The organism is Nonomuraea rosea (assembly GCF_039539705.1).
GTDB lineage: Bacteria > Actinomycetota > Actinomycetes > Streptosporangiales > Streptosporangiaceae > Nonomuraea > Nonomuraea rosea.
The window spans coordinates 44,786-59,318 of sequence record NZ_BAABDQ010000061.1 but is presented as its reverse complement, the minus strand read 5'-3'; the positions used below and the strand labels follow the sequence as shown (position 1 = coordinate 59,318).

Below are 14,533 nucleotides of genomic sequence, written 5' to 3'. Positions count from 1 at the left end.
AGCTCGAACGGCACGAGCGCGGTCAGCTCACCCAAATGTCCGGGCGCGAACAATCTCTCGGCCGCCCAGCGGGGAGAAGAGTCCGCGCCGGTGGCGCGGGAAACAGCAGAGCTGGCATGCTTGACGGCCAACGGAGATCCAGTTCTTCGACGGCTGGTTGTGGAAGATCACCGTTCTACTGGATCTCCGTTCCCACGTCCTGAGAACTGGCGCGCTTGACGGCGCTACAGAAACCTTAACTACCTGGCCTTGGGTCAACTCCAGTTGTTCTTATCGGGGTGAACGGGACCAGCATCTGGCGCCTGGCGTCGACATGGGGGCAGCCTGTAGCAGCAGGACGTGATGCGCGTCGGCTTGTGTGAACGCCAGCGCGGCGCTAAGAATCAGCGATGGGTTATATAAGCGAAAGCCGGTATAGTCGCTGTCGTGCACGCCTTCGACATACTCGGTGACCCCGTGCGCCGACGCATTCTGGCGCTGCTCGCCGACGGTGAGCAGACCTCCGGGGCAATCACGGAGATCATCCGGGCGGAGTTCGCCATCTCCCAGCCGGCCGTCTCCCAGCATCTGCGCGTGCTGCGTGACAGCGGGTTCGCGTCGGTGCGGGCTGAGGGCACGCGCCGGTTCTACGCCGTCGAGCCCGAGCCGCTGAGCGAGGTCGACGCGTGGCTGGACCAGGCGTGCACGCCACCTGGCCGGTGGGAACCCCTCCGAGTTGCGGGGTCCGGCGCCGACGGGCAAGACCGATGCACCACCGAAGGAGACATGACATGAAAGATGTTCTCGACGAGCTGGCTGCCGTGCGCCGGGCGATGGGCACGGGCAGCGTGCCGGCCGGCGAGGCGTACACCATCGAGCTGCGGCGTCGATACGACGCGGAGATCGATGACGTCTGGGACGCCATCACCAACCCCGAGCGGCTGCAGCGCTGGTTCAAGCCGGTCACCGGGGACCTTCGGCTTGGCGGACAGTTCGCTTTGGACGGTGGAGAGCACGGCGAGATCCTCCGGTGCGAGCCGCCGCGTCTGCTGAAGGTGTCTTGGCTCTACGGGCCGGACGCCGATGCTTGGCCCGGCACCAGCGAGGTGGAAGTGCGTCTGGCCACGGGCCCGGCCGGCGACACCGAGTTCGAGCTGATCCACGCAGCGGTCGTCGGGGAGCCCTTGTTCCCGACCTACGGCCCCGGCGCCGGAGGCGTCGGCTGGGACCTGGCTCTCCTCGCCCTGGGACGGCTCCTGGCCGGCGGCGAGATCACCGGTCACGAGGAGTTCGAGAAGTCGCCCGAAGGGCGCGAGTTCGGCCGCCGTAGCGCCGCAGCCTGGGGTCAGGCTCACCTGGCCGCCGGTGGCGAACCGGAGCACGTCGCGGCCGCAGTCGAGGCCACCACCAAGTTCTACGTACTCGACCCCACCTGACACTCCTGCTGCGGTGGACTGACCGGCTTCCTCGGCGCCCACGACAAGCAGGACTGCAGCAAGTTGTCCCACACCACAAGGAAAGAGCGATACCCCATGAAGTACACCGTCTCGACCGAGATCGCCCTGCCGCGGGAGACAGTGGTCCAGCTCCTCGCCGACCCGGCACCCCTGCCGAAGTGGCTGCGGGGCCTGGTGCTGCACGAGCCGCTGAACGGGAAGCACGGGCAGCTCGGCACCAGGTCGCGCGTCGTGATGCAGATGGGGAAGCAGAAGATCGAGTGCATCGAGACCATCACCCGCCGGGAACCGGCAGACCTGCACGAGATCCCGAAAGGCAGCGTCGTCCACTTCGACCGCGAGATCGTCAGCAAGGGCACGTGGAGCGCCGTGCGCGAGCGGCTGACCGAAGCCGGTCCGGAGACGACACTCTGGGAAAGCGAGAGCGAATACCGGTTCAGCAGCGTGATGATGCGGCTGGTGGGACTTCTGATGCCCGGCGCCTTCCGCAAGCAGTCGGAACAGCACATGCAGGACTTCAAGCGTTTCGCCGAGCAAGGCAAGGACGTCCGAGAAGAGACGGACTGATCTGCCGTCACGCTCGGCGATGGCCATGTAGGCGGGTTCTGTGCGGTGGCGGCCCTTGACCGTCTTCTTGTCGAGCCGCCGGCCACCCCGCTGCTGCTTAGCGAACCCGCTGAGCATCGCCTCGAAGACCGCGTCCTCGGGATGCAGCAGGGCAACCCCGTCCACCAGCTCGGACCGCACCCGCTATGGGCGGTCTTGCACCGTTCGACACCCCACACGTCCTTCCCGCTGAGTGCATAGCCTTGCATCAGACGGGAAGTTCCTAGCAAAATTGCAGGTCACGGGCTTGGTGTACGGTGACGAGCAGGCGGGGCATTGTCCGAGATCGGCGGCTTGCGGCCCTTCGGATCGTGCACAGATGCGATACCGCGCAGTCCTGGACCACCTGGTGATCGGCCGGGGCGGCGTGGTCGTGGTCGACTCCAAGCAGTGGCACCGCAACACCCGCATCTCCGGCCGCCAGGGCCGGTTGTGGATCGGCCGACGCCCGGCCGACACGCTGGTGAAGGCGGCGGCGTTCGAAGCGCGCCGGGTCGCCGAGCTGCTGCGCGGGGCGGGCTGGGCGGTGCCGGTGACGGCGGTGGTCGCGGTGCACGGCGCGCGCCTGCCCCGGTGGGGAGCGTTGACGGTGTCCGGCGTGACGCTGCTGCGGGCCGGCCGGGTATGCGGCTGGATCCGGCGCCGTCCGGCTCGGCTGGACGCCGGCCAGGTGGCCTCGATCGGCGCGGTCGCCGAGCGGCTCTTCCCGCCGTACCTGCCCTGATTTCATGGACCCGTTCAAGACCTTGGATTGTTCGGCGCCGCTGCGGGCCTGGTCGAATTCCGGGGTCCGAGGACCGGCGGGACAGCCCTTGGCAGTTGGGGATCCCCTGCCCTGTCGAACCCCGAACGCCCCCTCAACGGCGCCGATCAGCCGTAGTTCTGGACCCACACCCTGACCGTGTGGGACTTGGGGCTGAGAGTGACGGTGGCCCTCCACCTCTCGCCGGCCCTCGCCTTGTGGATACGGGTGTACATCTTCCCGCCCAGGCAGTAACCGCGGTCGCGCTTCATTTTCATCCACCCACCACCTGTGCCGATAGTACTGGGCCCCCACTTCCACAGGGTGGCCGTGGCCGCGGTGCCGTCCCCGCCGTTCCAGCACTGGGTGACGATCTGCAGGACCTTGGCCTGGCTCTTGATCCTCCCGGTATCGATGCCCCTGGTGTTCCCGCCGCCGTCCCAGATGGTGAACCAGCGGGCCTGGCTCGCCTGCTGGACGGAGACGGGGGCCTTCGCCGGAGTCGCCGCCTGGGCGGCGGGAGCGAGGAGCGTGCCGGCCGCGAGGGCGCCTGCGGTCAGGGCCAGTGGTAGACGTCTCATCGTGCTTCCTTTCGCTGGTCGTCGTGGACATGGGAAAGGTAGGCCGGCGCGCGTTGAGCTCTTGTTGAGTACGGGTTGAGTCGCCCGGCACGGCACTCGTACGGCTGAGTCGCTCAGTCCCGACATACCGGCGCCATACCCCAGCTTCCTAGGGTTCTTTCAGCATGGAATTAGCCCTATTGCACGGATTTGCCGCCTCGGAATGACGAGTTCGTGAAAGGAACCGAGTGTTCAGACCCCTCTTGTCTCGCGCTGCCGCCTCGATCGCAGCCGTGATCATCGCGATCGGCCTGTCCGCCGGCACGTATCCCGCGACGGCCGCCGCCTACGCGACGGCCGCCTGTGACCCCGCCGGTCAGACCGAGGCCGACGCCGCCGTGGCCACGCAGCTCAACGCCACGCTCGGCGGCACGCTGCGCGGCGCCATGGACGCCCATCGCGTCTCCTGCGCCCGCATGGTGATCAAGGCGGTGGCGCAGCGCGCGCAGCCGGAGCGGGCCGCCGTGATCGCGCTCGCCGCGGCCATGGTGGAGAGCGGGATCCAGAACGTCAGCGAAGAACGCGACGATGGCAGCCTGGGGCTGTTCCGGATGAGGGCCGCGTGGGGGAGCAGCGCGCAGCGCCTCGACGCTACGTGGGCGGCCAACGCGTTCCTCGACAAGATGATCAGGCTCTATCCCGACCGTGCCTGGGTCACCGCGCCGATCGGCGAGGTCTGCCAGGCCGTCCAGGTCGCGGCTCACCCCGTCCGCTACCAGGCACAGGCCGCCGACGCACAGATCATCGTCAACACCGTCTGGCCGTACGTCAGCGGGCCGAAGGGGGTGGCCTCGGTGTACGGGGTGCTGCCGGACGGGCGGCTGACGTACACGGCGATCGACGCGGCGTCCGGGAAGCGGACGTCGGGTCCGATCCTCTCGGCCCAGAAGCTGGGGTTCACGCCGAAGGCGATGGCGACGCTGAACGCCGACACGCTGCTGGTGACCGAGAGCGGCACTGCGGGCAAGCTCTACCGGGTCGACGTGCAGAACGTGACGGGCACCGTCGAGTTCGCCACACCGGTGTATCTCGGCGGCGGCTACACCCACGATCTGCTGGCCTACGACGGCAGGTTCCTGTTCGGGATCGCCGGCGGCGCCCTGCGCCGATACATCATCACGGTGGCGAAGCCGGCCCTGGCCGACATCACCGGCAACACGCTCATCGGGACCGGCTTCACCCTGAAGACGCTCACCACGACCGGGCAGGGGTGGATCCTGGGGACGACCGCCGCCGGCGCGCTGATCTCCTACAAGATCATGGGGGCGGACCTCTGGCGGCGTTACCAGCTGCGCGACACCACCTGGCAGGTGTTCGACCACCTGCTGTCGCCGGGTGCGGGCCTGTACTACGGCCGCAGAGCCGACGGGTCGCTGTACCGCTACTTCGACATCAACCCCTTCGACGGCCAGGGCGCGGACGTGTCCGGGCAGGGCACGGTCGACACCTCCGGCTGGACCCAGACCCTGCTGTCCGCCCAGCCTGGCACCGTCACCCGGTAACCCGAAGGAGGAATCATCCGGTCGGCGCCACGCTCAGGCTCTGGGATGACGGTGGCGCCCTCAATCCCAACGACTTCACCACGATCTTGAGTGAGCCGGTGGGTCGCCTGGACGACAAGGTCATCGACGCCTGGACCCTGCTTCGATGGCAACGTTCACCCTTGCGCGTGCCTGGCCATGGGGTGGATCGTCGAGAGGTGGACACCGCTGTCGCCATCGGGGGCCTGGCCGTCACGCTCCTCATCGGGCTTCCCCAGCTCTACCTTCAGTTTCGGCAGCTGCGGCTCGCCGAACGACAACACCGCGCCGGGCCCGCCGGTGATCACCCCACCACGCTGAACTCGCCCGCGGCAGGCCCGTACGGCACCGGCGCCGCACCCACTTGGACCGAGTCGTACCCGACACCGTCGACCGCCTGGAGCCCTCCGGCGGCCCAGCCGAGCAGAGGGTCGGGTTGGTTGCCGGCGTTCGGATCCGCGTGGCAGGCGTTCTGCGTGGCGATCGTCGTCACCTGGAGTCTCAACCCGGCCGAACAACTGGCCGCGTCGCGGATGCCGGACCGGAGTGACCTCGTCGGGGGCATCTGGACCGGACTGGTCATCCTCGTGGTGAACAGCATCGTGCTCGGCGCGGCGGCCTACAACACGCACCAGCGGAGTCCCGGGGGTTCGCGGGCCCACGTCATCTACGCGGTCCTGGCGGCCGCGGGGCCGCTGGCCGCCGCCTTCATGCTCATCGCGTTCCGTGAGCAGGTGTTCTAGGAAGCGACTCCGGCCCTCGCCGGGTGGTTCTCAGGGGAGCGGCCAGGTGCGCAGGGCGGCGTCGGCCATCCCCTGGAGTTCGTCGTGGCCGATGCCACTCGCGGCTTGCACGGCGATGCCGAATGCCAAGGTGGTGACATAGCGGGCCAGGAGCCCCGGATCGGTCTCCGGAGGCAGTTCGCCGTCGTCGACGGCTCGCTGGAACCGCTCTCGGATGCGGGAGCAGCCGTCTTTGCGCCAGGCGATGAGAAGGTCACGGACGCCACGCCCGGAGTCGCTGGCGGCCAGGGCGCCCTGGACGCCCATGCACCCGTGGGGATGGGCCGGGCGGGTGGTGGTGCGGACGGTGCCGGTCAGGATCGCGGTGGCGACGCCGAGTGCGGTCGGCTCCTCCATGGCCCGGGTCAGGTAGGCGCTCGGGCCTTCGGTGTAGCGCTCCAGGGCCTGGCGGAACAGCTCTTCCTTGTTGCCGAAGGCCGCGTACATGCTTTTGGCGGAGATGCCCATCGCCTCGGTCAGGTTGGCCAGGCTGGCCCCCTCGTAGCCATGCTCCCAGAAGACCAGCATGGCGCGCTCGAGAGCTTCGTCAGCGTCGAATCCTCGCGGTCGGCCGAGGGGGCCGCTCTGTTTGATCGCCACCCCTGCAGCCTACCTCTTCTGCATCGATCGCTGCAGAAGTGCTACCGTTCAACTTCAGCAGCGATCGCTGCAGAAGTCGAAAGAGGTTATTCACATGGGACTCCTTGAGGGTAAGACCGCTCTCGTCACCGGCGGCAGCACCGGAATCGGCCTGGCCAGTGCCGTACGGCTGGCGGCCGAGGGCGCACACGTGTTCATCACCGGCCGGCGCAAGACCGAACTCGACGCGGCCGTCGAAGAGATCGGTTCAGCGGCTACCGCGGTGATCGGCGACATCTCGAACCTGACCGACCTGGACCGGCTCTACGAGACGATCCGCAGCAGGGGACAGGGCCTGGACGTACTCTTCGCGAATGCCTCCATCGCCGCGTTCGTGCCGCTTGAGCAGATCACCGAGGAGCACTTCGACACCCTCTTCGGCATCAACGTCCGGGGCACGCTGTTCACCGTTCAGAAGGCGCTGCCCCTGCTCAACGACGGCGCCTCGGTCATCTTGAACGGCTCCACCAACGTGGACGCCGGTGCGGAGGCGTTCGGCGTGTACGCGGCGACCAAGGCCGCCACCCGATCGTTCGCCCGGACCTGGGCCAACGAACTCAAAGGACGCGGCATCCGGGTCAACGCCATCACGCCCGGCCCGACCGACACCCCTGGATTGTCGGGGCTCGCGCCCGACTCGGAACAGGCCGCCGGCCTCAGGCAGCACCTGGCCACGCAGGTGCCGCTGGGCCGGCTCGGGCGCCCGGAGGAGATCGCCGCCGCCGTGGCCTTCCTCGCCTCCGAGCAGAGCAGCTTCATCACCGGTTCGAGCCTGTACGTCGACGGCGGCCTGAACCAGATCTGAGTTTCCCTATCAGTCCCGTCAGGAGGTCTTCTGCAGTGCCTTGAAGCTTTCCAGCCAGAAGCCCTGCCCCGACAGCCCGGACGAGGCACGCGGCTTGACCGTGTACGGCGCGAACACGCTGTTGAGCAGCCACGGGTCCTTGTCCGGGCCGAAATTCGTGACCATCGCATCGTCCTGCTTGAACCCGTACGTGGCCACCGCCAGCCGCCCGGTGCCCCGGTACAGCTTCATCTGGTCGCTCAGGAAGCCGGACTGGCTCTTGAACCAGGGGCTGGAGGTGAGGAAGGCGTCCCACTTCTTCTCGGTGAACGGCTTGTCGATGGCGGCCTTGATGACCTGCCAGACCTGAGTGCCGGGGGCGAAGCCGTACTGACTGGCGAAGCCGGCCGGGACCTTGTCCCGCAGATGCTCCTTCCAGTACCGGACGAGGGAGAACTCGGTCACCAGGAACGTCTGCTCGGGACGCATCTTCGGCAGGATGAAGTCCAGGAACGGCTGGGCGCTCTTGGGCCCGGGGAGGTGCGGGTGGATGTCCACGCCCTCGATGTCCGCCGTCTTGCGTACGAAGGTCATCCAGCGTACGGCGGCCGGTGAGCGCCAGCCGGCCTGGTCGAGCCGGTTGAGCGCACCCATGTAGAGCGCGGTGCCGCAGCCGGTACCGCACTGCTTGCGCCGGTAGTCGACGACATGCCGGGCGACGGCCTCGTAGAAGGCGTTGAGGCGCTGGTCGCGTTCGGCGGGCAGGCTTTCGATGAAGGGCTCGTTGCCGATCGTGAGAATGTCCACCTTCCCCATCGCCGTGGGCAGGACCTTGTCCAGCCGGGCCAGCTCCGCGGCCAGCTTCGCGCTGCCGGGCGCGGGGAAGGAGGTGTTGTTGTAGGGGAACTTCAGGCTGAGGATGGTCTGGTAGCCGCGCCCGGACGCCTCTTTGAGGGTGCGGATGGCGATGTGCCGGCCGGGGTCGCCCTGGTCGGTGGCGGGCATCGGGAAGAAGCCGCGTATCCACTTGGCTCCGGCCTTGCGCAGTTCGGCGTAGTCCAGGGCGTCGATGTTCTGGTTGAAGTTGGCGCCCAGGGCGCCGTACGCGCGGGCGAGCTTACGGTCGGTCACGGGCCCCGCCTGGGCGGACACGGAGGCCGACGTCGCCGTCGAGACGGCGATCACCGCGGTCAAGGAGATGATCGACAGTCGGCGTAGCATGAACCCCTGCTCTCTGCGTGAAGGTCGGATGCTGTCAGAGCGTTTCTTGATCGGGCGCCCATGTTTGCGCTAACCTGACGACGCTGTCAACGTCCTTCTACAGCGCGGATGAAGTCCCAAGCCGCTCGTTCGGCGAGGGGGACGCCAAGGGGTGACCTGCTGACCGTCCACGAGGCCGACCGGCTCGGCCGCAAGGGCTGATCGTCCTCAACGACCCGTTCCAGCAAGGCAGCGCGGCCGGTGAGCACACCGAACGGTCCCTGATCCTCGACCTCGCGCTCGCCCTGGCCGAGGACCGGCGCCGCGACAGCATTCGCGATCGCTAGCCGGGCGTCCCGTCGCGCTCGCTTCTTCGGGCGAGGCGCTGGGCTTGCCCGTTGTGCACATCGCTCACCCATTCCCAGCCGGGCTTGGCCGATGGGCCGATCCGCGGGTCACTGACCACCTGATTGTCACGCAGGGCCTGCACGTACGCCCGATCCTGGTCGATCTGTGCGCGCAGCTGGTCAGCTCCGCCGACGGACCCGTGACCCGGGATGAAGACATCGACGTCGCCTTCTACGCCTTCGAACAGTCGCAGCGTGGCGAGGTAGTCCTCGATCGGGTCGGCGGCGCTCACATCGAGCATCGGAATCAAGACATCAGACAGCATGTCGCCGGCGACGAGAACCCTGTGTTCCTCGATCAGCAGCGCCGCGTGGCCCGGCGCATGTGCCTGATGCTCGATGACCCGGACTTCAGGGCCATCCCACGGAATCCGCGTGGTTTCGGCAGGCAGACCGGTAATGAGGCCGAACAGGTCCAGCGGTGTCTCCTCGGCGATCTCCGGCGGCAACCCCTCGGCGACGAGGGCCTTCCAGTCCGCGTTCGACCGCAGATCTCGCAGGTAAGCCGCGCAGCGGGCGGTACCGTAACGGGGCGCTTCGCCGAGCTCGGCGTGCCAGAGCGCGTGATCCCAGTGGGGATGCGTCGCGAAGCCTGCAACAACAGGCTGGCCCAACTTGAGAAGGTCGTCCGCGATGGTGACCATCTCGTCGCCCGTCAGCCCGGGGTCAATGAGCAACACGCCGGCCCGGCCTTGCACGACAACGGTGTTGCTCTGAAGCAACTCGCTCTCGTGGACCAGCACACCCTCCGCGATCTGCCTCAGCACGAGCTCGCCTCCTTTGCATCCCTGACTGTGTAACGATGCATCGTGACTCCCTGCTCGAACGATCGCTGCTCAAGCAGGTCGAGCTCGATCGGCACGTCGTAGTCGTCGAACAGCGGCCTGCCGAAGCCGAGGATTGACGGGTGGGTGCAGAGCAGCAGCTCGTCGAGAAGCCCCGCACGGAGCAGCTGCGTCGCGAGCGCCGCGCCGCCCACTGATGTTGCCGTCGGTCCCGGCCCGCAGGGCGGCGAGCTGCTCGATCGCGTCGTCTCCGCCGATGATCCTCGTGTTGTGATCGGCGCTGAGGCGCGTACGGGAGACAAGCACCTTGGGGTTGGCTGTCCAGATCTCACCGTATTCACGCAGGAAGTCCGGCAGCGACGCGTCCTCGCGCGCCAGCGGCATGAACTCCTCCATGGCCTCGTAGTAGACCCGGCCCTGGACCATGAGCGCGAGCGCCTGGGTCTGCGCGTTGGCCCAGCGGTGCAGCTCCTCGTGGACACGCAGCCACTCGCCGGCGCCGTTGTCCCCGGGAACTTGCTCGATTCGCAGGTCGAGGGACACCTGCATCGAGTAGACGAAGCGGCCCATCGTCGCCTCTTCCAAAGAGTGATTGTATTCTGCAACTACTATAGGTAGGGCGAAATGCCTGTCAAGGAGGAATCGTGGAGCCACGGTCCGGGTGTCCGATCAACGCCGCCGTCGAGGTGCTCGGAGACCGCTGGTCGTTGCTCGTGCTTCGCGACGTCATCTTCGGCGACCGCCGCTACTTTCGGGTACTGCTCACCGGGTCGATCGAGGGCATCGCTTCGAACATCCTCGCCGACCGCCTCGTGCGACTCGTCGACGCGGGGATTCTCACCCGCGGCGCCGCCGCGCGGGGGCAGCGCGCTCGCTACAGCCTCACTGAAACCGGTATCCAGACTCTTCCGATCATCTACGCCCTCGGCAACTGGGGCCTCGACTGGCGCCCGGGCAGCGACGAGCTCCGGAGCCGGCAGCAGCTCATGCGCGATGAGGGTCCGGCGTTCATCGAGGAGCTCATGGACGAGCTTCGCGTCCGCCACCTCGACGCCCCGCCGAAGCCGCACGACGGTCCAGGCCCGTTCGAGCGCCTCGACGCCGCCTACGCCGCAGTCGCCGAGCAAGAGCACGTCGATTAACGACGACGGAACGCCCCCGCCCCCACCTTCGTGGGCTTGCCGCACAAGACTGGCCAGCTCATGCAGGCGTTGTCTCGGTGCGCTTCGGCAGGCGCGATACTGCACCGGCTCTTCGGCGAGCCGCTCACCATCGAGCCGACGAGCACAGCCGCCTTCAGCGGCGGAACCGCCGCCCACGTCTTCGCGGCACACTTGTGATCGAACCGACCGGCCACCGGGGAGCGGACGCCCTCCCCGGTGGCCCGGCGCACGGGTTCATGTCACGGGCCGCCAGGTAGAGCGTTGGCGCAGGTACCCGAGCGCCGGGCCAACGCCGCATCAGCTCTGTCACAGCGCGCCGCGGCATCTCGCCGAAGCGGACCGCACCGCGCCCGACCCCCAGGCCAAGCCCCGCACCAGCACCTGACCAGCCTCGGGCCGCTATATCCGCCTCGGCGAGGAGACCTCCGCCCGCATCACCGCCGGGCACGATCCCGCCAGCCGTCGCCGCTGAGCTTCCCGGGACTCGCGTAATCGCAGGTCAGAGATAGGTTTGTTGCCAGTTGCGACCTTCGGAGACGCCCGGTTCAGCGTTGTTGTCGTGCCACAGGGCGTCCGAACGCCCGGACCGATACCTGCCCTCCGCAGGGGGCCTGTGACCTGTGGTGACGCCGCTCGATCAGGGCCGTACGGCGCGATTCTTACCGGCGGGCCTGTCACCGAGTCCGACGTGTTCAGCCCGCGGGGTGAAAGGGAAGTCCGATATTCTCCCCCTGCATCAGCCTGTCGATGGACTCCTGCATCACCTTACTGTCGTTCAGGTGCGGGAACGGCTCTCCGGCAGGGACGTCCACGCCCAGGAAACGGCAGAGCGGCTCCCATCCTTCCCGCACGTCGAACACCAGCAGCCGCTCAGGCGGCAGGCTCTCCTTCACCGTGGCCGTGTGCTGCTCGAACGCCAGGATGCTGTCCTTCTCGTCGGGGACCACGCCGAAGGGACTGTCACTGCCTAACATCTCTCGTATCATGCGTTCGAGCAGCGGGCGGGTGGTCTCCATGTTCGCCGCCAGACCGGCCATCTCCGGTGCCAGGTTCTCGGCCTGTAACCGTGTCGGGCCGTTGGAGATGAGCGACCGCATGCTCGCAAACCAGGAGTATGGGTCGCGTACCGTGAGGACCACCTTGGCCTCCGGGTACGCGGCCGCCAGCTCGCGCCAGAAGAACGAGGCCGGCCAGTCCACAGAGGAACGGAACCCCTCGAGCACGTGATCCCACTCCGGCACCGTGTCATGGTTGGCCAGGGGCGCCCACCGCCGGGCGCGGTCGGGGTCGGACCCGACGTCGAACATATGGTGGCAAGGCCCGAACCCCAGCCGCTCCAGTGCCGCCTTCATCGAACTCGTACCGGTGCGCGGGAACCCCGCGCCGATCACGGTAAGCATGTTGCTCCTCCATGGGGTGTCGGCTTGCGCCGATCATGGTGGTGCGATCATGGACCTGGCAATCCCTTCCATGCCGTCAGCCCCGAAATGTGACAACACTTGAGGCGCCGAAGGGGATGGCGCCGACGCGGGTCTCCAGCCGGTGCCGCGGCGATCATCGCGCGGCGGCCGGCGGTTCGATGGGGTGATGAGCGTTGGGAGGCGTGCCGGAACGTCCGGTCCGGCCCGTTCGTCGTCATTGCGTGACCTTCTCCCTGGAGATTGACGAACGGCTGCGCGAGGCGGCAGCCAGAATGCACCGCGCCGAGCGCGTCCGGCACTTGCGCAAGACCACCGCGCAACAGATCGAGGACGTCCGCGGCACCCTGGAGAACCTGGAGTTCGAGCTGGTCGAGGAGGAGCGTGACGTCGCTCGGCTGGAAGGCGGGCTGTCCGCCGTCCTGGCCCGCATGCTGGGCAACCGCGAGGAGCGGCTGGAGCGCGAGCGCGCCGAGGCGGTGGTGGCCAGGGAACGTGTAGTGGGTCACCGGGCCCGGCTCGCGCAGCTCGAAGCGGACGCGGCGGCGGCCGCGGCCGAGCTGGCCGTGCTCGACCCCGCGTCCCGGGAGTACGCCCGGTTGCTGGTCGAGAAGGAGCAGCAGCTCATCCGGAGCGGCGATCCGCGCGCGCGTGAGCTGGCCGACCTCGGCGCCGCGCTCGACCGGTTGAGCGCCGATGTACGCGAATGCGAGGAGGCCCACCAGGCGGGGCAGGGCGCGAACGAGGCGCTCGGCGTCGTGCTGCGCTTCCTCAACTCCGCCAGGAACGCCTCCACCTTCGACATGTTCGGCGGCGGGCTGCTCGTCGACGCCTACGAGCACGACAAGCTGACCAGCGCCGACAAGGCCGCCTGGCATGCCCAGCGGGCTCTGGACGTCTTCGCCCGCGAGCTGGCCGACACCGGGATCGCGGCCCGGCCGGTGATGCCCAAGGTGGACACGCGGTGGTTTGTGGACGCCTTCTTCGACAACATCATCAGCGATGTGCTCAAGCATCAGCGCATCGAGAAGGCCCGGACCGAGGTGAAGAAGCTGGCCCAGTGGGTGCACGACACCGGGGCGTACCTGAAGACGCGTCACGCCCAGTTGCTGACCGAGCGCACCCAACTGCTGACCAGGCGCGAGGAGCTCCTGCGCCCCGCATAGCCACTCTTCGGGGGGAATGTCCTCGGGCCGCCAACGAGCCCATCACGAGGATCACCGAGGAGGGCGGTGATCGCTCGATGTGAAGTTCCGCGACGACGCCGTCAACGGACGTCGTTTGCCCTGCGCAGGATCCGCGGGGTTGACCACATGGGGTGTTCACGAATAGGGCTGGTCTGGGGTGCAAGAGGGGTTGAGATGATCGCTTCCCGCGTACGCAGCTCGGGCGCTGACCGTTCAGGGGTCAGTGAGTTGCGTCAGGCATGCGGACCGTCACGTAGGGATGCGGCTGCTCCAGCCACCCGCCGGTCAGCCGCGCCCCGGTGGTGCGGTCGATGACTGCCAGGCAGGCGGACCTCCAGTCGTAGCCGGTGCGGTCATCGAGGTCGTCCTCGTCCTCTTCCTCGTCGGGGTCTTCGGACGCGGGCGCGGCGAAGAAGTCCATCATCGCCTGCAGCTCGGGCCATCGAGCCAGGCCGGCATGGTGTTCCTGCCGCCCGGGGAAGAGCGCGTCGATTGCCAGGACGTGCTCGCCTCCGGCCGCGAAGCTCAGCAGATTGTTGGCGTTGACGTTCCACCAGGCGCTGTAGACGCGCGCTCCCTCACTGAGCCGCCGGAGCACGGCGGGGTTTGCCCCGAGGTAGTCCCACTCGAAGAGAACGGTGGTCGAGTCGCACTGGTCGATCAGGACGGGGTAGGCATCGCGTTCGGGTGGCCCGATGGCGTCGAGGGGCGCCGGCTCGTGCAGCTGGTAGGGCGTGTTCCCGGCGAGCCGGGCGGCGATTTGGTCCAAAGTGAACACTCGCCCGTCGTCGGGGACCACCGCCGTCCAGCACATGCCCGCGCTGAGCCACTGCTTGCTGCTTCTCAGTCGCCGATAATGCTCGTGCAGGTCGGCGGTCGGCGGCTGTCCGGTGTTCAAGCAGGGCCCCTTTGCTCGGCGGGAACGAATCGTCGAGATCATCCCAGAGGCGCGACGGAACAGGCCAGACGATCTGCGCCCAGAGCTTTCCGCTGACTCTGCGGGTTCGCAAGGGGGCGATGGCGCCGCCGTCTCGGTGGCCGCCGAGCAACGGGTCACCTACGCCGAAATCGGCGGAGGTGACATTTCGCCGCGAGAGCCAGGCTCCGCGTCTTCGGATTCGAGAAGTCCGACCCTGACGCGAGAGCGACGTTCGCCGGGGACAGCTGCCCTGAGCGGGTCGAAACTGCATCACGGCCTTCCGTGTCACCGCAAACATCAAGGGGCCCGCGGAGGTCAGACTGGG

General features: G+C 67.9%; 16 protein-coding genes. 9 read left to right on the top strand and 7 right to left on the bottom strand.

Translation table 11 applies throughout. The features are described from left to right. Window positions 1-426 precede the first annotated feature (426 nt). The 4 genes from ABEA43_RS62960 to ABEA43_RS62945 all read left to right on the top strand — a co-directional run bounded on the left by ABEA43_RS62960 (window position 427) and on the right by ABEA43_RS62945 (window position 2,766). Window positions 427-774: an ArsR/SmtB family transcription factor gene (locus tag ABEA43_RS62960; RefSeq protein WP_345578859.1), complete on the top strand. Its 348-nt coding sequence runs from the start codon at window positions 427-429 to the stop codon at window positions 772-774. Then, on the top strand, window positions 771-1,415 hold the full coding sequence (locus ABEA43_RS62955) for an SRPBCC domain-containing protein (RefSeq protein WP_345578856.1): 645 nt from the start codon (window positions 771-773) through the stop codon (window positions 1,413-1,415). The genes ABEA43_RS62960 and ABEA43_RS62955 overlap by 4 nt, the downstream gene beginning before the upstream one ends. A gap of 96 nt (window positions 1,416-1,511) precedes the next feature. After that, entirely contained in the window at window positions 1,512-2,003 is a 492-nt protein-coding gene (locus ABEA43_RS62950) for an SRPBCC family protein (RefSeq protein ID WP_345578853.1), read from the top strand. 358 nt (window positions 2,004-2,361) lie between these two features. Next, on the top strand, window positions 2,362-2,766 hold the full coding sequence (locus ABEA43_RS62945; RefSeq protein ID WP_345578850.1) for an NERD domain-containing protein: 405 nt from the start codon (window positions 2,362-2,364) through the stop codon (window positions 2,764-2,766). A 146-nt stretch (window positions 2,767-2,912) separates the two neighbouring features. Here the strand turns inward: ABEA43_RS62945 and ABEA43_RS62940 are convergent, their stop codons facing one another. Beyond that, a complete protein-coding gene (locus tag ABEA43_RS62940; RefSeq protein WP_345578847.1) occupies window positions 2,913-3,365 on the bottom strand; it encodes a hypothetical protein in 453 nt (150 codons plus the stop codon). A 272-nt stretch (window positions 3,366-3,637) separates the two neighbouring features. Here ABEA43_RS62940 and ABEA43_RS62935 point away from each other — a divergent pair, with 272 nt between their 5' ends. After that, entirely contained in the window at window positions 3,638-4,906 is a 1,269-nt protein-coding gene (locus ABEA43_RS62935) for a hypothetical protein (protein ID WP_345578844.1), read from the top strand. 197 nt (window positions 4,907-5,103) lie between these two features. After that, window positions 5,104-5,667, top strand: a complete 564-nt coding sequence (locus tag ABEA43_RS62930) for a hypothetical protein (RefSeq protein WP_345578841.1) — start codon at window positions 5,104-5,106, stop codon at window positions 5,665-5,667. A 30-nt stretch (window positions 5,668-5,697) separates the two neighbouring features. Here the strand turns inward: ABEA43_RS62930 and ABEA43_RS62925 are convergent, their stop codons facing one another. Beyond that, complete coding sequence (locus tag ABEA43_RS62925) at window positions 5,698-6,234, bottom strand: TetR/AcrR family transcriptional regulator (protein WP_345578839.1); 537 nt, start codon at window positions 6,232-6,234, stop codon at window positions 5,698-5,700. A gap of 166 nt (window positions 6,235-6,400) precedes the next feature. On the opposite strand from ABEA43_RS62925, the gene ABEA43_RS62920 reads away from it, so the two are divergent. Next, on the top strand, window positions 6,401-7,150 hold the full coding sequence (locus ABEA43_RS62920; RefSeq protein WP_345578868.1) for an SDR family oxidoreductase: 750 nt from the start codon (window positions 6,401-6,403) through the stop codon (window positions 7,148-7,150). A gap of 18 nt (window positions 7,151-7,168) precedes the next feature. Here ABEA43_RS62920 and ABEA43_RS62915 read toward each other — a convergent pair whose 3' ends face one another. From ABEA43_RS62915 to ABEA43_RS68530, 3 genes are all read right to left on the bottom strand, one after another. Next, complete coding sequence (locus ABEA43_RS62915) at window positions 7,169-8,350, bottom strand: hypothetical protein (protein WP_345578836.1); 1,182 nt, start codon at window positions 8,348-8,350, stop codon at window positions 7,169-7,171. Window positions 8,351-8,672: 322 nt separating this feature from the next. Continuing rightward, entirely contained in the window at window positions 8,673-9,503 is an 831-nt protein-coding gene (locus ABEA43_RS62910; RefSeq protein ID WP_345578833.1) for an MBL fold metallo-hydrolase, read from the bottom strand. Further along, on the bottom strand, window positions 9,497-9,715 hold the full coding sequence (locus tag ABEA43_RS68530; RefSeq protein WP_425570701.1) for a dihydrofolate reductase family protein: 219 nt from the start codon (window positions 9,713-9,715) through the stop codon (window positions 9,497-9,499). The genes ABEA43_RS62910 and ABEA43_RS68530 overlap by 7 nt, the downstream gene beginning before the upstream one ends. A gap of 450 nt (window positions 9,716-10,165) precedes the next feature. On the opposite strand from ABEA43_RS68530, the gene ABEA43_RS62900 reads away from it, so the two are divergent. Continuing rightward, window positions 10,166-10,663 (top strand): winged helix-turn-helix transcriptional regulator, encoded by a 498-nt coding sequence (locus ABEA43_RS62900; RefSeq protein WP_345578827.1) that lies wholly within the window; start codon window positions 10,166-10,168, stop codon window positions 10,661-10,663. Between the two features lie 713 nt (window positions 10,664-11,376). Here ABEA43_RS62900 and ABEA43_RS62895 read toward each other — a convergent pair. Continuing rightward, the gene (locus ABEA43_RS62895) at window positions 11,377-12,084 is read right to left on the bottom strand and encodes a sulfotransferase family protein (RefSeq protein ID WP_345578824.1); all 708 of its coding nucleotides are present in this window, start codon (window positions 12,082-12,084) and stop codon (window positions 11,377-11,379) included. A 242-nt stretch (window positions 12,085-12,326) separates the two neighbouring features. Here ABEA43_RS62895 and ABEA43_RS62890 point away from each other — a divergent pair, with 242 nt between their 5' ends. Further along, window positions 12,327-13,268, top strand: coding sequence for a hypothetical protein (locus tag ABEA43_RS62890; protein WP_345578821.1), 942 nt, complete (start codon window positions 12,327-12,329; stop codon window positions 13,266-13,268). Window positions 13,269-13,509: 241 nt separating this feature from the next. Here ABEA43_RS62890 and ABEA43_RS62885 read toward each other — a convergent pair whose 3' ends face one another. Next, entirely contained in the window at window positions 13,510-14,187 is a 678-nt protein-coding gene (locus ABEA43_RS62885; protein ID WP_345578818.1) for a DUF6461 domain-containing protein, read from the bottom strand. Between the last annotated feature and the right edge of the window lie 346 nt (window positions 14,188-14,533).

Bases quoted from the DNA above. Each gene is read 5' to 3' on its own strand.
- ABEA43_RS62955 (WP_345578856.1), top strand. From the start codon at position 771: ATGAAAGATGTTCTCGACGAGCTGGCTGCCGTGCGCCGGGCGATGGGC.
- ABEA43_RS62950 (WP_345578853.1), top strand. From the start codon at position 1,512: ATGAAGTACACCGTCTCGACCGAGATCGCCCTGCCGCGGGAGACAGTG.
- ABEA43_RS62945 (WP_345578850.1), top strand. From the start codon at position 2,362: ATGCGATACCGCGCAGTCCTGGACCACCTGGTGATCGGCCGGGGCGGC.
- ABEA43_RS62940 (WP_345578847.1), bottom strand. From the start codon at position 3,365: ATGAGACGTCTACCACTGGCCCTGACCGCAGGCGCCCTCGCGGCCGGC.
- ABEA43_RS62925 (WP_345578839.1), bottom strand. From the start codon at position 6,234: ATGCTGGTCTTCTGGGAGCATGGCTACGAGGGGGCCAGCCTGGCCAAC.
- ABEA43_RS62920 (WP_345578868.1), top strand. From the start codon at position 6,401: ATGGGACTCCTTGAGGGTAAGACCGCTCTCGTCACCGGCGGCAGCACC.
- ABEA43_RS62915 (WP_345578836.1), bottom strand. From the start codon at position 8,350: ATGCTACGCCGACTGTCGATCATCTCCTTGACCGCGGTGATCGCCGTC.
- ABEA43_RS62895 (WP_345578824.1), bottom strand. From the start codon at position 12,084: ATGCTTACCGTGATCGGCGCGGGGTTCCCGCGCACCGGTACGAGTTCG.